Below are 20,844 nucleotides of genomic sequence, written 5' to 3' on the forward strand. Positions count from 1 at the left end.
CACAGGCCAGCACTTTTAGGTGTTTGGGTCTGGTCGGGTTGGTTTGGTAATTGAATAATGGTCCACAACACCCGTGGTCTTGTTCCCCCCTTTTTTTTGAGTGGGGGTTCGGGTTGCGGGGTACTGGAACCCACCAAGACTGCAGGGGCTGGTCTCTTGTTAGGTGTTGGGATGTATAGGTTTCCCACTACGCGACGTTCTCGTGTTGATGGGGTTGGGTTTTCGGTGGTTATAGCGTGGGGGAAACGCCCGGTCCCATCTCGAACCCGGAAGCTAAGGCCCACAGCGCTGATGGTACTGCACTCGGGAGGGTGTGGGAGAGTAAGTCACCGCCGGAATTAATTTAGTAGCGAGGAGGGGTATCACTTGAGGGTGGTACCCCTCCTTTGCGTTTAACACTCATAGCTGAAGCCATGAGCAGACACCCCTCGAAAGCGGGGTGGCTGCCCACGGCTTTTTCGCGTTTACGGGTCGTGCTGGCGGCTCATTGCCTGGTCAGGAACGCGGGCGGATACTGGGACGCAACGCTGCTGGCCTCTCAGCTAAGCGGGCTACGGAGTCCAAGGAGGATCCCATGCAGAAGATCGTGCCCAACCTTTGGTTCCAAGGGAACGCGGCCGAGGGCGTTGAGTTCTACGAACACGCTCTCCCGAACACACGCGTTGGAGATACGTCCCATTACCCGACGGAAGGGCTCCTCGACTTCCAGAAGGACTTTGCCGGCGAACTTCTGACGGCTGTCCTCGAGATCGACGGTTACCAAGTCCTCCTGATCAATGCGGGGGAAGAGTTCAAGCCGAACTCCGCGATTTCATTCCTGCTCAACTTTGACCCGTCACGCGACGACAACGTCAAGGCGACTTTGAAAGGCGTGTGGGATCGGCTGTCCTAGGGTGGCACCGGACTGATGCCGCTCGATGAGTACCCCTTCAGCAAGTACTACGGATGGGTGCAGGACCGCTACGGGGTGAGCTGGCAGCTCATGTTGACGAATCCCGACGGGGAGCCTCGTCCGTTCCTGACGCCGTCGCTGATGTTCGGTGGCCAGGCACAGAACCGCGCCCACGAGGCGGCGAATTACTACATCGCGACCTTCAATGACTCGGCCCTCGGTCACTTGGTTCCCTACGGGGACCAAACCGGCCCGGCGACCGCCGGCAGTGTCATGTACTCGGACTTCACGCTGGAGGGCCAATGGTTCTCGGCAATGGATTCCGGGGTGGAACAGGACTTCAGCTTCACTCCCGGTGTATCTCTGATGGTCAATTGCAAGGACCAGGAAGAGATTGACCGATTGTGGGAGGCGCTTTCGGTAGTGCCCGGAGCTGAACAATGCGGCTGGTGCATGGATCAGTTCGGAGTGAGCTGGCAGATCGCGCCGGCTGACATGGACGAGCTGATGAAACAGCCGGGGGCTTTCGAGCGAATGCTGGAGATGAAGAAGCTCGACATCGCTGGCCTGCGGGGTTCGTAGCCGCTCCCCTCTAGCGTCACCCCCGCAGCATGCTTGAGGCCCGCCCACCCGATGATGTTCAGGTGGGCGGGCCTCATGTTGTCCGGGACGCTTAGATGCTGGCCCCGGTCAACTGCCCTTGCGGGTCACGTTCCGAGTTCGCGAACGCGCCACGGTACTTGGCCGCGGGATGCGTATCAGGCAACCGGTCGTGGCCAAAAAGTTTCTTCCGCAGTGTGCCCGGGGCGTACTCGGACTGAGCCAGGCCTCGATCACGCAGCACCGGCATCACGTGATCCGCGAAGTCCTGGAACGAGTCAGGGATGACCCAGTTCATGACGTTGATGCCATCCACCCCGATGTCCTGCCAGCGTTCGAGCTCATCCGCGATCTGCTCCGGCGTGCCCACCACGCGGTTGGCCTTAGCTCGGTTCCACGCCAGATCCGCAACCAGAGGCTCGCGATCCGTGATTTCTTTCTTCGCGAGTTCCAGGAATCCACGCACGGTATTGGTCTCCACCTCGGAGAGGGGAGTTTCCGGCGGATATACACGGCCGTCCCGGTCCACGACGGCAGCGTGAGCGGCGTAGCCCTCGAGCGAGACGTTCTCGTCGATGATCTTCTCTTTTGCCCGAGCCTCTTCCTCGGTGGAACCAATGACAAAGCTCATGCCTTGGAAGAAGGCGATGTCGTGAGCATCCCTTCCGTGACGGACAGCCCGTTCGCGGGTGTCCTTGATGAGGCCCTCGGCGGTGCGGATGGACGGGGCGATGATGAAGGTGGCTTCCGCATTTCGAGCGGCGAAGTCGCGACCGGACGCTGACGAACCGGCCTGGTACAACACCGGTGTCCGCTGGGGCGAGGGCGCGGATAGCAATGGCCCTTCGACCTGGTACCGCTGACCTTCGTGGTAGATCTTGTGCACCTTGGAGTAGTCCGAGTACCGGAAGCCCTCGCGATCCTTGAGAATCGCATCATCATCCCAGGATCCCTCCAGCAGTTTGTAGAGAACATCCACGTACTCGTCCGCCCACGCGTACCGTTCCGCGTGATCGGTGAGTTGCGGCAGTCCAAAGTTGCGGGCGCCATTGTCCTGCGTGCCGGTCACGATGTTCCACGCGATACGCCCGTTGGACATGTGATCGAGGGTGGCCATTTGACGAGCGAATTGGAACGGATGCGATTGAAAAACATTGGACGTCGTGGCCAGGCCGATGTGTTCGGTCACCACTGCTAGTGCTCCCAGCAGCACGGTGGGATCGTTGGACGGGATCTGCAGGCCCTGTTTCACGTACTCCTCGTAGGAGGAATCAGCGTCACCGTAATGGCCGACCACGTCCGCGAAGAACATGGCGTCGAACTTGGCATCCTCCACAAGTCGGGCCACATTGATCCAAGTGTTCACGTCGGTGAACTCGGTTTGTTGTGCTTCGGGGCGCTGCCATTGGCCGTGGTGGATGTGGCTGTTGGTGTTCATGACAAAGGCGTTGAAACGCAGGGGTTTACGGGTCATGGGGAAGTTCCTCTCGAACGCGGTCAGCGGGTTGGATCGGCAGGGGCGGACAGCCGGTTGGTGGTCTAAGCGGTGCTGCCCACTCGGTAATGACGCCCCGGGCCGGTTCCGTTCACGAACCAGTCACCGATGTAGCGGGCGCGATAAATCAACGGATTATGGTTGGCCAGGACGCGTGCGTTGCGCCAGTGCCGGTCGAGTCTTTTGGCCTCGCTCGTCGCAGAAGCTCCGCCTACTTCGAACAGGTGGGTGGCGGCATCGAGCACGTTCTTGGCGATCACCTGCTGGGCCGAGTACACGGCGACGTAAAGTTCATCGGATTCCGCTTCGGTGATTTCTTGCCCGGCTTGGTCCTTCGCGAGTAAACCGCCCAATAGCGGAACCACGGCATCGAACGCCGCCTGGGCCGCAAAGACTGAACTCGCGACCTCTCCCACGGTCTGCAGAACCTGGGGGTCCTCGCGCGGAAGTTCCGCGCCGCCGTGGCTGAAGGAACGACGCCGCCCGCGCACGTACTCGGCCACGTCCCGTTGGATCGCCCTGCCGATTCCCGTCAACGTGGCCAAATGAAGATACTGCCAGGACGCCTGCCCGGTGGCCAGTCGACCACCGTTGTCCAAGCCTGGCCCCACTTCAGCGGGGTCGACCAGAACGTTGTCGAACGTGGTGGTACCCGAGGCCGTGAGTTTCTGGCCGAAGCCGTCCCAATCATCGACCATCGTGACGCCGTCGGCGTCAGAGGGGACCGCGAGCCCCAGGTCATTACCGTCCTCATCCACAGCTGCCACGAGAACCCAGTCCGCATACAGTGATCCGGTGGAGTAGAACTTGGTGCCGTTGAGCCGCAGTTCCCCGCTAGGCAGGGAGGTGAGCACCGTGGTTGAAGCACCAACCGCGTTGTTGATTTCCGTGACGGCGTTGCCCACCACGGCGCCGGAACCGATGCGGTTCAACCACAGTGACCGGTACTCGGGATCCGGATGGCTCAGCACACCTTCGATAAAGATCGTGTGTGCCCGCAGCGCTTGAGCCAGGTTGGAATCGGCTTCACCCAACCCCACGATGAACGGGGCAGTTTCTGCAAAGCTCAGCCCGAGTCCCCCGAATTCTTCGGGCACGCGCAATCGGGTGTACCCGGCATTCCTCAGAGCCTCCACCGAATGGTGGTCGATGAGGCGGTTGGCTTCGCGCTGGGCGGCCCCATCGGCAATCTGCGTGAAGACGGGCGCCAACTGGGAGCGTACGTCGGCCAGGCGAGAGGTCTCGTCAAGGGTCACGGTCATTTGGTTTCCCCTTCCGAGGACGTGGAGGCGGTATCGGAATTGCGCACGCGCGCGGACAGCGGCGGCACGGTGCCGTTGATGCGAAAATCGCCAATGGACTTGAGCCGGTAGCTACCCGGGGTGTGGCTAGCCAGCACGCGAGCGTTACGCCAGTGCCGGTCCAATTGCTTGTCGGTCAGCAATGACGACGCTCCGCCCGTTTCGAACAGCAGGTTGGCCGCCTCGAGAGAGAGCTCCGCAGCTGCGACGGAAGCTTCGGAAGCCGATACGGAAGCAGCCGCATAGGCATCCAGGAACGCGGGGTCCTCCAGCGAATCCACGTCACGGGTGGCCAGCAAGGCCTCCTCCAATTCGCGGGCCGCGCCCAAGACAACGTGTCGCGCGGCAGAGGCCTTGGCGGAGATGGACCCCACGACGTTTTGAACCAACGGATCCTCAGATGGCAGTTCACCCGAGCCGTGAACGTAGGTGCGTCGTCGCCCGGCAACGTATGCGGCGGCGTCGTTCAGCGCCCCGCGAGCGATACCGGCGTGTGTCGCGGCCAGGATCAACCACAGGAACGGGAAACCGAGGGGCCCGGTCGGAACGGCAAGTGTCATGGCGCGTTCCGCATCCACGGCAGCGTCGTGAAATTTGGTGGTGCCGGAGGCCGTGAGCTTCTGTCCGATACCGTTCCAGTCATCAATCAATTCCACGCCGGGATCGCGGGTATTCACCACCACGTATGTATCGTTCTCGGAGCCCGGCTGCTTGCCGAGCACCAGGATGTAATCCGCAAACAACGAACCGGTGGAGTAGAACTTGTCACCGGAAACAACCGCGCCACGAGACACATTGCCGTCGCGAGGTGTGATCACCACCGGACGCGCTCCCGTGGCAGGCGGCAGCTCGACCAGGGCGTTCGCGAACACCTTGCCCGCGGCCACCTCGGACAACCACCAGTCCGAAACCTCACCCTGAGGCTGGTGCTGATGGACTTCAGTGAACATGTAGTGCCCGTGCAGGGCCTGCGGCAGGTTGGAGTCTGCAGCGGCCAGATCGATCAACAGATCCAGGAGCTGATCAAGGCTCGCTCCGAATCCACCCAGTTCGCGGGGCAGCCGTACCTTGGTGAACCCCGACTCTCTCAGCAGCTCGACGGCGCCATGGCCCAGTTCACGGTTCCGCTCACGTTCCAGCGCGTCCTGCGCAATCTGTTCGAAGACCGGGGCGAAATGCGACCGGAGCTCCTGAATGGTGGGTGGAACTGAAAAACGGTCTTCGTCGGTGTCAGCGGTGTCAGGGGCCGTGCCCGTGCGTGCCGTGGAATCTTTTCCGGCAGCCGCATCGGAGCGGACATTCGCGGTGATAGTCATGACTGCCTCTCCCGCGCAGCCGCAGCCAACGCCTGATCCAGGTCCGCCAAATGATCCTGCAGGTCCTCGATGCCCACGGACAGGCGCACCAGGTCCTTGGGAACTTCGTGCGGGGTACCCACACGGGAACCGTGGGTCATGTTGTGTGGCACGCACGTCAGCGACTCCACACCCCCCAGGCTCACGGACAGGTTGTACAGCTGCGTGTTCTTCACGAACGCGTGGGCCGCTGCCTCCCCACCGCGGGGCCGGAACGAGATGATCCCGCCGTAGCCACCGTTCAGGGTCAACGTGGCCAGATCGTGGCCGGGGTGTTCTTCGAGCCCGGGGTAGAAGACGTCCACCACGTCCTCGCGGGAACGCAACCAGCGAGCGATCTCCAACGCATTGGAGCAGTGACGCTCCATGCGCAACGGCAGGGTCTTCAGACCGCGGGCCGCCAGGAAAGAGTCGAAAGGCCCGGCCACGGCGCCACCGGCGAACTGTTGGAAACCAATCAATTCGCTCAACGGCTGGCCGTTCCACTCGGTGTTCCCCACCACCACGGCGCCACCCAACACGTCCGAGTGGCCACCGATGTACTTGGTGGTCGAATGCACCACCGCATGAGCCCCCAGGGTCAGCGGGTTTTGCAGAGCGGGGGAGGCAAAGGTGTTGTCGACAACCAAAAGTGCTCCGGCGGCGTCGGCGACCTGCGCCCACGCGGCGATGTCCGCAATCCGAAGCAGTGGGTTGGACGGAGTTTCCAACCACAGCACCTTGGTCTCGCCGGCGCGAACGGTCGCGGCGGCGTCGTCGGCGGAAGCGGAGGGCACAAAGCTGTGCGTGACGCCCCACTTGGAGAGCACCTGATCGACCAAGCGGAACGTACCGCCGTAGACGTCTGCGGCCAACACGATGTGATCGCCGGGCTGGAGGACCGAGCGCAGCAGGGCATCCTCGGCGGCCATTCCGGAGGCGAACGCGAAGGCACGGGTGCCGCGCTCCACGGCCGCGAGCTGCTCCTCGAAACCGCTACGCGTGGGGTTGGAACCGCGGCTGTACTCGTAGCCGCCGGTGCGGAACTCGTTGACGCCGTCCTGCACGAACGTGGAGGTCTGGTAGATCGGCGGGACCACCGCGCCGGTGGTCGCGTCGGGCTCCTGGCCGGCGTGAATGGCGCGGGTGGCCAGGCCGGGCAGGGAGAAATCAGTGATGGTCATGAACGGAATCCTTCGGCTGGTAGTGGGAATCGCGGTGTGCCTCACGGGCATGTAGCGGGGCGGGATCGGCAGCGGTTTCCCGCGCGGACGGTGCTTCGGGGGCGTCCGCAATCACGGACAGGGCCTGGAACAGGTCAGCGGTGATATCCGCGACGTCCTCGAGACCCACGGTGAAGCGCAGGGTCTGCTCGGTGATCCCGCTGGCCTCGAACTGCTCGGGTGTCAGGCGGCAGTGCGTCATGCTCGCGGGGTGGGCCACCAGGGTGCGCACGTCACCGATGTTGGCGGCGAGCTTGATGAGGCGTAGCGAGTTCACAACAGCTTCGACCTGCTCGGGCGTGCCGTTGAGGTCCACGGAGAACACGCCGCCGGCACCTCGATAGCCGCCCCGCTCGTAGAGTTCTTCCTGCCGCGCGCCACCGAACTGCGGGTGATGCACGCGGGCCACAGCGGGGTGCCGGTTGAGGGTCGTGGCCAACGACGCCGCCGTGGCCGACTGCCGCTCCACCCGCACACCCAACGTGGAGATTCCCTGCAGGATCTCGTGTGCGGTAATGGCGGTCATGCACGGGCCCAGATCGTTGAGGTACTTGCAACGGGCCACACCCAACAGCGCTCGCTTTGCGCCGTAGACCTCCACGGGGGAGCGGTCGCCCCAGCGGGGATGCGGAGTGGTCAACCAGGGCCAACGCTTCGGATCCTGGGTGGGGTCGAAATTGCCGGTGTCCACCAACAGCCCGCCCAGGGGACCCCCGTGACCCGAGAGGTACTTGGTGGCCGAGTGGATGACCAGGTCCGCACCGTGCTCACCGGGGGTGAACAGATGCGGGGTGGCCACGGTGTTGTCCACGACCACTACGGCACCGTTGCGGTGGGCGATTTCCGCGATGGCGTCCAGCTCCGGGAGGTCTGCGAGCGGGTTGGCAATCGACTCCAGGAAGAACACCCGGGTCTCCGGGCGCACGGCGGCTTCCCATTCCTCTGGGTACCGCGGGTCCGCAAAGGTCACGGTCAACCCGGTTTCCGCCAGGGTGTCCGTGAGCAGATCCACGGTGCCTCCGTACAGGTGCGATGACGCCACCACGTGCCCATTGACCGGTCCGGTCAGCGCGAGCAGCGCGAGGGTCACCGCGGCCTGACCGGACGAGGTGGCCACGGCGCACTCGGCACGTTCCAGCTTGGTCACTGCGCTCTCCAACGCCGTGACGTTCGGGTTCCCCGTGCGGGCGTACGTGTATCCGGCTGCACGCTGTGCGAAAACCTCGCGCGCATCGGCCAGCGTGTTGAAGGCATATGCCGCGCTGTGGTGAATGGGCGCCACGATGGGGGTACCCAAGGGGGCGGGTTTCGGTTGCTCGGTCACAGGAGGCTCCCTTCGGCTTCACGAGCGGTGGTGTCTGCGGTGGCGACGGCGGGTACGGATGCGGCGTCGTTGTGGGGGGTGTTACCGGCCAGCTCCGCACGTACGGTGACGGCGGCGGCCACCAGACGATCGAGGGCTGCCTCGGTCTCCGGCCAGCCGCGGGTTTTCAGGCCGCAGTCGGGGTTGACCCACACACGGTCAGCGCCGATCTGGGTGGCGGCGTGGCGCACGCGCTGGGCGACCTCGTCGAAGGTGGGTACGCGCGGGGAGTGGATATCCCACACGCCGGGGCCCACATCGCGCGGGAAGTCACCGGCGGCCAGGCCGTCCACAATGCCCGATCCGGAACGCGAGGCCTCTAGCGTGGTGACGTCGGCGTCTAGGCCGTCGATGGCGTCCAGCACGGTCTCGAACTCGGAGTAGCACAGGTGCGTGTGGATCTGGGTCGCAGTCCGGGCACCGCCGGTGGCCAACCGGAAGGAGCCCACGGACCAGTCCAGGTAGTCCGGGCGGTCGGCCAACTTGAGTGGCAACAGCTCGCGCAGCGCGGGCTCGTCCACCTGGATGACGGCGGTTCCCGCGGCCTCAAGATCCGTGATTTCATCGCGCAGAGCCAGAGCGACCTGGTCGGCGACCTCGCGGGCCGGGGCGTCGTCGCGCACGAAGGACCACGCCAGGATGGTGACCGGGCCGGTCAACATGCCCTTGACCGGGCGGTCCGTCAGCGATGCCGCGTAACCAGTCCAGTCCACCGTGATGGGGGCCGGGCGGGAGACGTCGCCGAACAGGATCGATGGACGCGTGCAGCGCGAACCGTAGGACTGCACCCAACCGTGCTGAGTGGTGACAAAGCCATCCAGCCCTTCGGCGAAGTACTGCACCATGTCATTGCGCTCGGGTTCGCCGTGCACCAACACGTCCAGTCCGAGCTCCTCCTGCTTGCGCACGGCCTGGGCAATTTCGGCCCGGATCTTCTCGGTGTACTCGGCCTGGTCGATGCGGCCGGCGCGGACAGCAGCGCGCGTGGTGCGGATACCGGGAGTCTGCGGGAACGAACCAATGGTCGTGGTCGGCAGCGGCGGCAGGTTCAGGCGCTGAGCCTGCGCGGTGCGGCGCTCGTCCGCGGCTGCGCGCTCGCGGTCCTGCTGCTTGACGGCCGCGGTGCGGGCGCGCACTTCCTGGCGGTTCGTGGCCGGGTGGGCTGCACGGCGGGAACGAATCTGTGCGTCCTTGCCGAGTTCGGCGGCCACGGTGGACCAGCCTTCGGTCAGTCCGCGGGACAGCGTCACGACCTCGGCGACCTTCTGGTCCGCGAACGCGACCCATTCCTTGACGTCCGGGTCGAGGGCGGTTTCACGCTGCACATCGTGCGGGACGTGCAGCAACGGGGTCGCCGTGCCCACGGTAATGCGGCCCGCGGCTGCCTCTTTGAGGCGGTCCAGTGTTTCCGAGGCTTTCTCCAGATCAGTGCGCCACACAGTACGACCGCCGACGACGCCGCCCACCAGCGGTCGCTCGCCCCACGCCTCGAGTGCGGCCCCACCGGGTTCACTGCCGCGGTCCAGGTCGATGGCGAGGGCCTCGATGTCGGTCGCGGCAAGGGCGAGTTGGGCGTCCTCACCCGCATCCCCGTAACCGACAGCAACCAGAATGTCGGGGCGGTTGGAGGGGAAGCTCAGACGGGTGTAGGCCTTGGCCAGCGCCTCGATGATGGTTTCGCGGGGAACGTCCCAGCCTTCGGCGGCCAGGGCGTGATCGTCCAATTCGACCCATGGGATGCCCGCATCCTTGAGCGCGGTGAGCAACTGGATGTAGAGGTCGACCACGTCATTGAGACGGTCAAACGGCTGGGTGCCCGGTGCATCCGTGGTTTCCGGGCGGGCCAGCAGCAAGAGGGTCACGGGTCCCACGAGTACCGGGCGAGTGATGGCGCCGGTGGTCTCACGGGCGGTCACGAACCGTTCGATCAGGCTTTCCGGGTGCGCGGACAGCGGGGTGTCCGGGCCGATCTCGGGAACGTAGTAGTGGTAGTTGGTGTCGAACCATTTGGTCATCTCCAACGGTTCCAGGTGATCGGTTCCGCGGGACAGCGCGGTGGTCAGCTCAATGCCCTGCGGGGTGTCCGGGGCTGCGGGGCGGAAACCGTCCGCGCGGAACCGGGCCGGAACCGCGCCCAGGGCCAGGGCGGTGTCCAGGGTCTGGTCCACCGCGAACGTGTCGGAGGGGATCGAAGCGTCGTCGGTGAGACCGAGGCCGCTGAGGTGGCGAACGGTGCGCTCGCGCAGTTTGGCCAGAGTGTCCAGAACGGAGTGGGCGGGGTTCTCGGCGGGCTTGGACCAGTAGGCCTCAAGTGCCCTCTTGAGTTCACGATCGGGGCCGATCCGGGGGTAGCCCAGGATGGTCGCGGCGGGGAACGAAGTCTTGGAAACGGCAGTCATTCGGGGTGCTCCTGAGGATAAAAGGGTGTGTTGTGGGAAGCCACGGTCACTGAGACCGTTGCCAAAAGGTTCTGTCGGAAGGGAAGTGCGGGCGCTGTCGTGACCGTGGTACGGCCACTGACGTGCGGCGGTCAGGCCGCGGTGATACCCCCGCGAAATTGTCGGGCGGCATCGCGCACCCGGAGATGATCGAGGATGGCCAAAGGCGCATCCGGGCGGTTGAAAGTGAACAAATGCAGACCGGGGCAGCCGAAATCCAATAGCTCGTCGATCAGCGTGAGCGTTGCCGCGATGCCCCTGCGGCGTAGCTCGGCTGGGCTCTCGGTGTTCAGGAAGCTGGTGATCCGTTCGGGGATCGGAACTCCGGTCAGCTCGGTCATGCGGCCCAAACGCTTGATGTCAGTCAGTGGAACCAGGCCGGCAATGATGGGCAGGTGGATGCCTTCCGAGCGCGCACGCTCCAGGAACCTCACATAGTCCTGAGCGTCGTAGAGCACCTGGGTGATCGCGTAATCCGCCCCGGCTTCTTGCTTGTCCCACAGCGCAGCGAGGTCCGCTTCGAAATCGCGGCCCTTCGCGGCCACCGGATAGCAGGCCACCGAAACCGAGACCGGACGCTTGCCGGGGCGCTCGCAGGCACCGAACTTTCGTTCCTCGACCTCGCGGATCAACTCGACCAGTTGCGATGCGCGATCGAAGCCACCCGGATGAGTCACCCACTCACCGCCGCCCACGGGCGGATCGCCACGCAAGGCGAGAAGGTCGCGGACGCCGTCGTCGAGCAAATCTTCGACGGCGCGATCCAGACCCGCGCGATCGGTGCCACCGCACGTGAGGTGGGCCACCGCAGGGGTCTTGGTCTGCTTGAGCAAGTGCCGCAGCGTCTCGCGGGAGACACCGTTGGTGCCGGAGTGACCGTGGGTGACCGAGAAGAAATCGGGACCGGCGGCGGCCATCGCGTCGATGTTGCGCCACACGGCTTCCGGATCGCGCGTGGGGTGCGGCGGGAACACCTCGAACGAGATCAAAGACTCGCGGCGCGGCCTGCGCACCAACCACGACGTTCCCGTGGGTGGCCCCGTGGCGACGGTCTGCTCCGAGACCTGGGGTGTGGACAGGGCGGGCATAAAAATACCTCCGGCGGTTCGGGACGCCGGAGGTTTCTCCGTGCGCCGTACTTGCTCGCCGTGCGGGTGCGCGGCGGCCGGATCGTCATCTGGGGCACCCCGCTACGTGCTGGAGGGTTGCCGCCCGGTTAGCCAGAGCTTTACACCGGGACTCATGATCCTTGTTGCGAGAGACATTAGCACAGAGTTTTGGCGGTGCAAGTCACATCCCGGAAACGGAACGGGTCAGTCCGTGCTGTTTCTCCGCGCCATGTTGGCGCGTTCAAGACTCGTCTCCCAGACGTCTTTTCGCAGGTCAGGGGGAGTAACTCAAAGGTGAGCTCTTGCGTGGTTTTCGGGCTGCGACGTAACAACCCATGAGCGGTTCCGCCTCCGGTGAGGTGGCCAGCCACGCGAGATTCTCGGCCGAGATCTTGACCGAATTGGCACCCGGAAGTCGAGCAATCAGTGGCGCGGCCACTGCATAAATCCTCTGCACAATGTTCGGGTAATTGCAGGCCAAGCCGGTGGCCGGCATGAGGCCGGGGTCAAAACTCGCGGCCCGGATACCACGAGCGGCCCAGGACTCGTCGACCTCGTAGGCCATGGCGATGCACGCCAGTTTGGAGGTCGAGTAGCGCACCCGGAAAGCCGAAGGCTCGGAGGCCACCGCGATGAGTTTCGCTGCCCAGCGTGATGACCCTGGAACCGGGAGCCATGTGGCTCAGTAGAGGGTCGAGCAGAGCGACGTGGCCCAGCACATTGGTGGCCATGGTCAGCTCGAACTGATCCGCGGAGCGCTGCAACCGATCGAATGTCTGAACCCCCGCGTTGCAAATGATGGCGCGGGGGATCACACCGTCCTCGATGAGCCCGTCCGTGAAAGATTTCACGGTGGCAAGGTTCGCGAGGTCCAGTCGCCGGACGGCTACGCGGACGCCGCTCCGCAAAAGAGCTGCCGCCACTTCTTGACCTTTAGCCATGTTCCGAACTGCCAGAATCAGAGGGATTCCCTGCTTCGCCATGGCCCGGGCTGTTGCGAGGCCTAGCCCCGACGTAGCCCCGGTGATCACCACGGGAGCGGTATGGGTTGCAGGCAGATCGACAGAGGCAGGGGGCTGCTCGGGGGACATGTATCGAGTATCTCCGGTCAGAACCTACGCATCAGCCTCGTGACAGATGTTTCTTGAACATCATCGGTGGCGATCCGGAGACGAGCCGCCACCGATGGCATTCATCGAAGCCAGGAAGGCTTAGTAGAGCTTGGTGGCCCCGCCATCCACGGCGATCGCCTGGCCCGTGATGAAGCGGGCGTCGTCGGAGGCCAGGAAGGCTACCAGCGGGGCGACATCCTCCTCGGGGTTGCCGAACCGTCCCAATGGGATGTTGCCCAGCGACTTCTGGTACATGTCCGGGAAGGCTTCCTTCCACTGGGCCACGCCTTCGGTCAGCGCAATGGGCATTACGGCGTTGACGCGGATGCTGTCCCCGGCCCACTCGTTGGCGACCACACGGGTGAGACCGCGGATCGCTTCCTTCGCAGAGGCGTACGCGGCCTGCGTCGGTTGACCACTCACTGCGGAACCGGATCCGAAGTTGATGACCGAACCGCCCTGCTTGGCCAGTTCCGAGTGTGCGGCCTTCATGAACTGGCGCGTGGCGCGCAGGCCGGTGTTGAAGGACAGTGCCCAGGCATCCTCGTCCAGGTCCAGGTCCAGGAACATGGCTTGCTTGGATGCGTGCGCGTTGTTGACCAGGGCATCCAGACGCCCGAAGCGTTCGACGGCGGTCCGCACCGCAGCCTGCGCGGTCTCCTCGAGCGAGACGTCACCCGCCACGAAGACCAGACTCTCGCCCACATCCGACTCGAGCTTTTGGCCGGCTTGTTCATTGATGTCGACAGCCACGACGCTCGCGCCCCGGCGCACCAACACTCGACTCAAGGCGCCTCCGATACCGGAGGCGCCACCCGTCACAATGATCACTTTGTCCTGTAGCTGCACGAATTAAGCCTAGGGAAAGAGCCTGTGAGCACTGTCCGAAATGGTGTAGAGAAGAAATATGGATCAGTTGCCAGAAGACCTCACTGCCGGCCTCGATGTCACCCGTGTGGATTCGCTGAGCGGTGGTGACACCGCGGCGGCCTACCGGCTGGAGACTTCCGACGGGCCGGTGTTCGCTAAGACCATGCTCGATGCGCCCGCCGGGGTGCTGGAGTTAGAGGCTGCCGGGCTCGAAGCGCTCCGAGCAGCGGCGCCGTCCGAGTTATCGGTACCCCGCGTGATCCGTGTGACTGAGCACGGGCTGGTCCTGGAGTGGATTGACGAGTCGTACGGGGCGGGTGGAGCCGCGACCGAGGCGGAATGCGGCAGCGGTCTGGCGCAAATTCACCGAGCGGAGGCGCCGCATTTCGGTGGGCTGGACCCTGACCTGCCGCAGCGCATCGGCTCGTTCCCCGTGGACCTCTCACCCACGGCTGACTGGGCTGATTTCCTGCTGCACCGCCGGATCGAACCGTTGTTGCGCACGGCTATCGATTCGAGGCGTTTGGACCCGGGAGCCCAGGATCTGTTGGACGAACTTGCGCCGCGTGCTGCTGAACTGGCCGGGCCGGTCGAGCCGCCCAGCCTGCTTCACGGTGACCTGTGGGCGGGTAACCGTGTGGTCGATTCCAACGGCCACAATTGGTTGATCGACCCGTCCTCGTTCTATGGCCACCGCGAGTACGACCTGGCCATGATGCTGCTCTTCGGTGGTTTTGGGGAGGACTGTTTCAGCGCCTATGACGACGTTTATCCCTTGGGGGACGGCTGGCGTGAGCGCGTCCCGTGGTACCAGTTACCGCCGTTGCTTGTGCACGCGATCCGTTTCGGAGGGGGCTATGGCAACTCGGTGATGCGAGCGCTCAAGCAGCTGCGCTGACGCCGCGAGTTGGACAGTTCACCGTTTCCTAAAGCATGATGGGTATCAACTTTTCTAACTACTAGAAATTCGAGGTTGTTGATGGCTGAATCGCGGTCTAGGCCCGATTTTGTCAGCCCTCACAGCCGTGAATTGCGCCGCGTGGTGCGGCTCAACGAGGAAATTGGCTATCAGGTCCGCCGGATCATGGGTCTCAAAGAAACTGATTACGCCGCAATGTCCATCTTGATGCGCGAACCCATGGGGCCCTCCGAGCTGGCCCGGGCGCTCCACATCACGAGTGCAGCCGCAACCGCTGTGGTGGACCGACTGGTCCGAGCGGGTCACGCTGTCCGAGAACCGCATCCCGATGACCGCCGTCGAATGGTTGTCAGAGCCGCTGATGCCTCCCGCGCCAAAACCATGGAGCACGTCTACCCTATGATGAGCATGGTCGAAGGTGAGCTGGAGAAGCTGGATAGCGCGGGCCGAGACGCGGTCCTGCAGTTTCTCACGGGGACCGCGTCCCGCCTCGAGTCCTACCGGGATGAACTCAATGATCGTCCGGTCGAGGAACAGGACACCCTGGGCATCTGGGATACCCAAGGAGCAGGTGATCAGCACTCATGACTTCCTCACGGCTCACGCATTCTCACCACAGCGACCCCGCATCCCTCCGGAGGGACGGCGCGGTTTCAGATGACCACTCCTGGGATGCTTTCCGGACCGCGGTCATCGAAGAACTGGATGCCTACTTCGACGGGCTCAAGGACGCGGTCACGCAGAGTCCCGGTTTTCCCGTGCTGCGCTCACGCGTTCGCGATCAGGTCACGGGCGGCAAACTGCTGCGCCCGCGTCTGACGCACTTGGCCTGGCGTGCATTCGCGGGGCACACCGAACCTATCATGCGGGGCGAGACACGCAATATCCCGGATCCGGACTGTGTTCGCCTGGCGGCCTCGTTCGAGCTGCTGCACGCGGCACTTCTGGTCCACGATGACGTAGTGGACCGCGATCCGGTGCGGCGCGGGCGCCCCACCGTGGGGGAGCTCTACCGCAGGGATGCGCAGAACGCGGGAGCGCCGTCGAACGAGGCGCAGCATCTGGGCGAGGCCGCGGCAATCATCGGCGGAGACCTGTTGCTGTCGGGCGCCTTGCAGCTGGCCACCACGTGCACCGCTGATCCGGCACGCCTACAGCCGGTAGCGGCCGTGGTGTTCGATGCCGTGACCGCCTCGGCAGCCGGCGAGCTGGACGATGTGCTGCTGTCGATGCACCGCTACGGCCGCGCTCATCCCGCCGTCCAGGACATCCTCAGCATGGAACGGCTCAAGACCGCGACCTATTCGTTCGAGGCCCCGCTCAAGGCCGGTGCGTTGCTGGCCGGGGCGGATCAGGACGACGCCGCTCGGCTCGCCCAAGCGGGCTCGCGGATCGGAGTCGCGTATCAAGTGGTTGACGACATCTTGGGGACCTTCGGTGATGCGCAGATCACGGGCAAATCCACCGAAGCGGACCTGCGCGAAGGTAAGGCCACCGTGCTCACCGCTCACGGAATGAAAGACCAGCAGGCGCGCCAGGTACTGACTGATTTCGCGGCAGGACGTGTCTCAGTGGGCCAGGTGAAGACGGCTCTTGCGGAGGCCGGTGCGGAAACCAGTGCGGTGGAACTCGCGACCGATCTGGTTGCCCAGGCCCGGGAAGCTCTGGAGGATCTGCCCTTACCGGACGAGGAGCGAGCCGAACTTGATGCCATTTGCCACTACGTACTGCACAGGAGGAAGTAAATGACTCGACTCGTGACGCCTCCCAGTACCCCACTCCCGCTGTACACCCGCACCGCCGCCGCTGCCGCCGGGCAGGTTATCGGGCGCTACTCCACGTCCTTCTCGTGGGCTTGCCGCACCCTGCCGCGTCACTGCCGTCGGGACATTGCCAGCATTTACGCCTTGGTGCGCGTGGCCGACGAAGTGGTGGACGGCACCGCTTCCGCCGCCGGGCTCGCCACGGGTCCCGTGCGGGCGGCCCTCGACGAACTCGAAGCCGAGGTCGAGCAGGCCCTGGCCAGCGGATTCTCTACTAATTTGGTGGTGCACGCGTTCGCGGACGTCGCGCGCCGTCACGGGTTCGGCAGTGAACTGACCGCGCCCTTCTTTGCATCGATGCGCGCGGACCTTGAGGTGGCAGAGCACGACCCGGCCTCGTTGGAGACCTACATTTACGGCTCCGCCGAGGTTGTAGGTCTGATGTGCCTGGAAGTCTTCATGGATCTCCCCGGAACGCAGGCTGAGACCCCCGAGCAGCGCGAGATGCTGCGCGCCACCGCACGTCGACTGGGTGCGGCGTTCCAGAAGGTCAACTTCCTGCGCGATCTGGGCGCCGACCATGACCAGTTGGGCCGCACCTACTTCCCGGACACGGACCCCGAGGACTTCGGGGAGACCGAGAAGAACATGTTGCTGGCCGACCTGCACGCTGATCTCGACGCCGCAGTGCCCGGCATCCTTGCCCTCGACCGGCGCGCTCGCCGCGCGGTGCTGTTGGCCCACGGACTGTTCCATGAACTGGCCCGCAGGATTGCCGCCGTTCCCGCGGCTGAGCTGACGCAGCAGCGCATCAGCGTACCCACCGCGGTCAAGGCGCGCATTGCTGCGCGCGTCCTCACAGGATCGCGCAGTGCACCCCGTTTCGAGACCGACAGTGAGTCGCACGCCGGGTCCCGTGGTGACCGGAACGCGAGCGAAGACTCGGTTCCGGAAACCGGATCGCGAGGTGCCTCATGAGCCGCACGGTAGTGATCGGCGGCGGGTTCGCGGGCCTGGCCACGGCCGGCCTGCTGGCCAAGGACGGCCGTGACGTCCTGCTGCTCGAACAACAGCACACCCTGGGTGGACGATCAGGGCGTTGGTCCGCGCAGGGCTTTCGGTTCGACACTGGCCCCAGCTGGTACCTCATGCCAGAGGTCATCGACCGCTGGTTCCGCCTCATGGGCTCCAGCGCGGACGAAGAACTCGACCTGCGCCGGCTGACGCCCGGTTACCGCACGTTCTTCGAACAGCACCTGGACTCCCAGCCCGTGGACGTGGTGTCCGGGGAAGCGGGTGAGCTCTTCGAGCAGTTGGACCCGGGCTCCAGCGCTGCCCTGAAGCACTATCTCGATTCCGGTGCCGAGGTCTACGAGCTGGCCAAGAAGTACTTCCTGTACACGAACTTCACCAAGCCCCTCGAGCTGATGACCCCCGAGGTGCTCAAGAACCTGCCCCGGCTGGGGGCACTGCTGAGCGACTCGATGGAAGGCTACATCGCCAAGCGGTTCCCAGACCCACGGGAACGCCAGATCCTGGGTTATCCCGCGGTCTTCCTGGGTGCTGCGCCGGACTCTGCTCCGGCCATGTACCACTTGATGAGTCACCTGGATCTCACGGACGGCGTGCAGTACCCGCAGGGCGGTTTCGCCGCGCTCGTGGATGCGATGGAACGACTCGTGCGAGAGGCCGGTGTGGAGATCGTCACCGGCGCCACGGTCACCGGCATCGACGTGAGCTCCTCCGGCCGATTTCCGCTCCGAGTGGGCCGACGCCGCGGTGCGGTCACCGGCGTTCGATACCAGCGCGAGGACGGGACGCCGCAGCGCGAAGCGGCGAGCGTCGTCGTCGGTGCGACCGATCTGCACCACCTACAAACTGAATTGCTCCCGCAGCCGTTCCGCGCGCCCGAATCGCGCTGGAAGCGTCGCGACCCGGGACCCTCCGGGGTGCTCGTGTGCCTGGGCGTGCGCGGAAAGCTGCCCGAACTGGTCCACCACAATCTGCTGTTCACAGCGGACTGGCCGGACAACTTCGCGCGCATCGCGGAGGGCAAAGAACTTGCGGACGAGACATCCATGTACGTGTGCATGACGTCCGCGACCGATCCGGGGTCCGCCCCGGATGGCGACGAGAACCTGTTCATCCTGGTTCCGTCACCCGCCGTGCCCGACTGGGGACGAGGAGGAATCCGCACGGCCGAGGTGAACCAACCCGGTTCACCGCAGGTTGAAAAGGTGGCAGACGCCGCCGTGGCCCAACTCGCCCAATGGGCAGGCATCGAAGACCTGGCAGAGCGGATCGAGGTACGCCGAACCTACGGTCCCGCTGATTTCGTGTCCAACGTGAACGCGTGGCGCGGATCTCTGCTTGGCCCCGGGCATACGCTCACGCAATCGGCTCTTTTCCGGCCGGGCGTGGACGACAGGGGAATAAAGGGGCTGTACTACGCGGGTTCATCCGTGCGGCCGGGAATCGGGGTACCCATGTGCCTCATCTCGTCCGAAGTAGTACGCGACGCAGTTCGGGGGACTGCGCCCGGGGGGAAATCTGCGGTGAACACTGCGGCCGGGTCTGATCCAGACCCGGCCGTGGGCCCACCATCCAGACCCGCTACACGTGCAGTCGATGCCGGGGAGGGCACCGACTGATGTACCTCGTGATGTTGCTCGTGTTCATCGGCTGTTACACCCTGATCGATCGCCGGTGGAACCTCTACTTCTGGTCCGGGGCTCCGCTGCGAGCGTGGCTCGTGTTGATCGTGGGCGTGCTGTTCTTCCTCGCCTGGGACGTGGTGGGCATCATCAACGGACTGTTCTGGCACGGCGAGAATTCGCTCACGCTGGGGATCTTCGTGTCGCCCGAATTGCCACTCGAGGAGGTCTTCTTCCTGGCTTTCCTCTGCTACCAGACCATGATCTACATTCTGGGAGCGCCCGTGCTCTGGCGCTGGTTGCGCTCGCGGTCCGCCACATCGCCCGGTTCCTCGGGCGACGACGCTGCCGCGCGGCAACGACGTCGCTCGCGGCCTTCCGCCCCGGACGGGACTATCGCCGGTGGCGGGCCGCGTGTGCGCAACGGGGGCAAGTCATGACGTACTGGGACGTGAACTTCATCTTCCTCGGCCTGGCGGCACTGGTGCTGCTTGTGGCCGTGGTGCTGCGCAAACCCGGCCGGCTCTTCTGGGGCGCGTTGGGCGCCTCGACCGTGCTGCTGTTCGTGCTCACTGCCGTGTTCGACAACCTGATGATCGCCGCGGGCATCATGACCTACACGGACCAGAACATCTCCGGTGTGCAAGTGGGCTTGGCGCCGCTCGAGGACTTCGCGTACCCCCTGGCCGGGGTGCTCTTGTTGCCGGGTCTGTGGTTACTGTTGGGCGGCTGGGTGGAATCTCGCAGGGCGTCCGGAAACGTGACCGATGGCTCTTCTGATGTTCGGCGGCCGGGCGCTGCCCCGTCCGGCCACACCTCGATCGACAACCCCCCGGGAGACGAGTGATTAGCAAACTGTTCTGGGCATCTCGGCCACTGAGCTGGGTCAACACCGCCTATCCGTTCACCGCGGCGGTGCTGCTGACCGGGGGACTGCCGTGGTGGCTCGTGGTGCTCGGAACCGTGTTCTTCCTGGTGCCCTACAACCTGGCGATGTACGGCATCAACGACGTGTTCGACTACGAATCCGACCTCCGCAATCCCCGTAAGGGAGGCGTGGAAGGCGCGGTCGTGGACAAGTCCGCGCGTCGTTCGGTGTTGTTGGCCTCGTGTCTGGTGCCAGCCCCGTTCGTGCTCGTGTTGGCGGGCTGGGCTGTCGCTACTGGCAACCTGCTGTCGATCGCGGTGCTCGCGGTGTCCCTGTTTGCCGTGGTGGCCTACTCGTGGGCGGGGCTGCGGTTCAAGGAGAAGCCGTTCCTGGATGCGGTGACCTCATCCACGCACTTCGTCTCACCGGCGGTCTATGGACTGGTGCTCGCGGGAGCCGATTTCACGCTGGGGCTGTGGGCGCTGTTGGCTGGGTTCTTCCTATGGGGCATGGCCTCGCAGATGTTCGGTGCCGTGCAGGATGTGGTCCCGGACCGTGATGGCGGCCTGGCCTCCGTGGCTACCGTGCTCGGTGCCCGGCCCACGGTGTGGGTCTCCGCGGCGTTGTACACCGGCGCTGGGCTGCTGATGCTCCTGACCGACTGGCCGGGCCAGCTGGCCGCGCTGCTCGCGGTGCCGTACCTGGTGAACGTGCTGCGCTTCCGCGCCGTGACCGATGCCGATTCCGGCCGGGCCAACGCCGGGTGGAAAACCTTCCTGTGGCTCAACTACCTCACCGGTTTCTTCGTGACCATGCTGCTCATCTGGTCGGTCGCGGTCCGGTAGTCCTCGGCCACCTCGGCCACCTCGGCCACCTTGGCCAGCGCTGAAGCTGCTGGCCCTG

The 20,844-nt window shown here is 64.6% G+C and carries 18 protein-coding genes, 1 rRNA gene, 2 pseudogenes and 1 riboswitch; of the genes and pseudogenes, 11 read left to right on the forward strand and 10 right to left on the reverse strand.

The annotated features are described in order from the left end of the window. Positions 1 to 221: 221 nt before the first annotated feature. From rrf to ABD283_RS03000, 3 genes and pseudogenes are all read left to right on the forward strand, one after another. Positions 222 to 338, forward strand: a 5S ribosomal RNA gene (rrf, locus tag ABD283_RS02990). Between the two features lie 236 nt (positions 339 to 574). After that, positions 575 to 970, forward strand: a pseudogene (locus tag ABD283_RS02995) (VOC family protein); the annotation flags it as partial. A gap of 12 nt (positions 971 to 982) precedes the next feature. Beyond that, complete coding sequence (locus ABD283_RS03000; RefSeq protein WP_256382234.1) at positions 983 to 1,474, forward strand: VOC family protein; 492 nt, start codon at positions 983 to 985, stop codon at positions 1,472 to 1,474. 91 nt (positions 1,475 to 1,565) lie between these two features. Here the strand turns inward: ABD283_RS03000 and ABD283_RS03005 are convergent, their stop codons facing one another. From ABD283_RS03005 to ABD283_RS03045, 10 genes and pseudogenes are all read right to left on the reverse strand, one after another. Further along, a complete protein-coding gene (locus ABD283_RS03005; RefSeq protein WP_344223566.1) occupies positions 1,566 to 2,966 on the reverse strand; it encodes an NtaA/DmoA family FMN-dependent monooxygenase in 1,401 nt (466 codons plus the stop codon). A gap of 65 nt (positions 2,967 to 3,031) precedes the next feature. Then, entirely contained in the window at positions 3,032 to 4,249 is a 1,218-nt protein-coding gene (locus ABD283_RS03010) for an acyl-CoA dehydrogenase family protein (RefSeq protein WP_095798570.1), read from the reverse strand. Next, positions 4,246 to 5,604: an acyl-CoA dehydrogenase family protein gene (locus tag ABD283_RS03015; protein ID WP_344223568.1), complete on the reverse strand. Its 1,359-nt coding sequence runs from the start codon at positions 5,602 to 5,604 to the stop codon at positions 4,246 to 4,248. Before ABD283_RS03015 ends, ABD283_RS03010 begins: the two co-directional genes overlap by 4 nt. Then, positions 5,601 to 6,806 carry a cystathionine gamma-synthase gene (locus ABD283_RS03020; protein WP_344223569.1) on the reverse strand — a complete coding sequence of 402 codons (1,206 nt, stop codon included), beginning with the start codon at positions 6,804 to 6,806 and terminating at the stop codon, positions 5,601 to 5,603. The genes ABD283_RS03015 and ABD283_RS03020 overlap by 4 nt, the downstream gene beginning before the upstream one ends. Next, positions 6,793 to 8,169 (reverse strand): aminotransferase class I/II-fold pyridoxal phosphate-dependent enzyme, encoded by a 1,377-nt coding sequence (locus tag ABD283_RS03025; protein ID WP_344223570.1) that lies wholly within the window; start codon positions 8,167 to 8,169, stop codon positions 6,793 to 6,795. The genes ABD283_RS03020 and ABD283_RS03025 overlap by 14 nt, the downstream gene beginning before the upstream one ends. Then, complete coding sequence (gene metE, locus ABD283_RS03030; protein ID WP_344223571.1) at positions 8,166 to 10,607, reverse strand: 5-methyltetrahydropteroyltriglutamate--homocysteine S-methyltransferase; 2,442 nt, start codon at positions 10,605 to 10,607, stop codon at positions 8,166 to 8,168. Before metE ends, ABD283_RS03025 begins: the two co-directional genes overlap by 4 nt. Positions 10,608 to 10,738: 131 nt before the next feature. After that, positions 10,739 to 11,734, reverse strand: coding sequence for a methylenetetrahydrofolate reductase (locus ABD283_RS03035; RefSeq protein WP_344223572.1), 996 nt, complete (start codon positions 11,732 to 11,734; stop codon positions 10,739 to 10,741). Positions 11,735 to 11,776: 42 nt separating this feature from the next. Beyond that, positions 11,777 to 11,894, reverse strand: a riboswitch (SAM riboswitch). 135 nt (positions 11,895 to 12,029) lie between these two features. Further along, complete coding sequence (locus ABD283_RS03040) at positions 12,030 to 12,383, reverse strand: Rossmann-fold NAD(P)-binding domain-containing protein (protein ID WP_344223573.1); 354 nt, start codon at positions 12,381 to 12,383, stop codon at positions 12,030 to 12,032. A gap of 13 nt (positions 12,384 to 12,396) precedes the next feature. Next, positions 12,397 to 12,846: pseudogene (locus tag ABD283_RS14360) on the reverse strand (SDR family NAD(P)-dependent oxidoreductase); the annotation flags it as partial. 120 nt (positions 12,847 to 12,966) lie between these two features. Beyond that, complete coding sequence (locus tag ABD283_RS03045) at positions 12,967 to 13,716, reverse strand: SDR family NAD(P)-dependent oxidoreductase (protein ID WP_344223574.1); 750 nt, start codon at positions 13,714 to 13,716, stop codon at positions 12,967 to 12,969. A gap of 58 nt (positions 13,717 to 13,774) precedes the next feature. Here ABD283_RS03045 and ABD283_RS03050 point away from each other — a divergent pair, with 58 nt between their 5' ends. The 8 genes from ABD283_RS03050 (at position 13,775) to ABD283_RS03085 (ending at position 20,786) form a co-directional block, all read left to right on the forward strand. Then, positions 13,775 to 14,635, forward strand: coding sequence for a fructosamine kinase family protein (locus tag ABD283_RS03050; RefSeq protein ID WP_259913076.1), 861 nt, complete (start codon positions 13,775 to 13,777; stop codon positions 14,633 to 14,635). Between the two features lie 81 nt (positions 14,636 to 14,716). Beyond that, positions 14,717 to 15,244 carry a MarR family winged helix-turn-helix transcriptional regulator gene (locus ABD283_RS03055; RefSeq protein ID WP_344223575.1) on the forward strand — a complete coding sequence of 176 codons (528 nt, stop codon included), beginning with the start codon at positions 14,717 to 14,719 and terminating at the stop codon, positions 15,242 to 15,244. Continuing rightward, positions 15,241 to 16,401: a polyprenyl synthetase family protein gene (locus ABD283_RS03060; RefSeq protein WP_259913065.1), complete on the forward strand. Its 1,161-nt coding sequence runs from the start codon at positions 15,241 to 15,243 to the stop codon at positions 16,399 to 16,401. Before ABD283_RS03055 ends, ABD283_RS03060 begins: the two co-directional genes overlap by 4 nt. After that, positions 16,402 to 17,397: a phytoene/squalene synthase family protein gene (locus ABD283_RS03065; RefSeq protein ID WP_259913063.1), complete on the forward strand. Its 996-nt coding sequence runs from the start codon at positions 16,402 to 16,404 to the stop codon at positions 17,395 to 17,397. Continuing rightward, positions 17,394 to 19,070: a phytoene desaturase family protein gene (gene crtI / locus ABD283_RS03070; RefSeq protein WP_344223576.1), complete on the forward strand. Its 1,677-nt coding sequence runs from the start codon at positions 17,394 to 17,396 to the stop codon at positions 19,068 to 19,070. The genes ABD283_RS03065 and crtI overlap by 4 nt, the downstream gene beginning before the upstream one ends. Further along, positions 19,070 to 19,513, forward strand: a complete 444-nt coding sequence (locus ABD283_RS03075) for a lycopene cyclase domain-containing protein (protein ID WP_344223577.1) — start codon at positions 19,070 to 19,072, stop codon at positions 19,511 to 19,513. The genes crtI and ABD283_RS03075 overlap by 1 nt, the downstream gene beginning before the upstream one ends. Next, complete coding sequence (locus ABD283_RS03080; RefSeq protein WP_259913057.1) at positions 19,510 to 19,920, forward strand: lycopene cyclase domain-containing protein; 411 nt, start codon at positions 19,510 to 19,512, stop codon at positions 19,918 to 19,920. The genes ABD283_RS03075 and ABD283_RS03080 overlap by 4 nt, the downstream gene beginning before the upstream one ends. Further along, positions 19,917 to 20,786 (forward strand): prenyltransferase, encoded by an 870-nt coding sequence (locus tag ABD283_RS03085; RefSeq protein WP_259913055.1) that lies wholly within the window; start codon positions 19,917 to 19,919, stop codon positions 20,784 to 20,786. Before ABD283_RS03080 ends, ABD283_RS03085 begins: the two co-directional genes overlap by 4 nt. The last annotated feature ends 58 nt before the right edge of the window (positions 20,787 to 20,844 follow it).

Source organism: Kocuria atrinae, assembly GCF_039531425.1.
GTDB classification, from domain to species: Bacteria; Actinomycetota; Actinomycetes; order Actinomycetales; family Micrococcaceae; genus Kocuria; species Kocuria atrinae.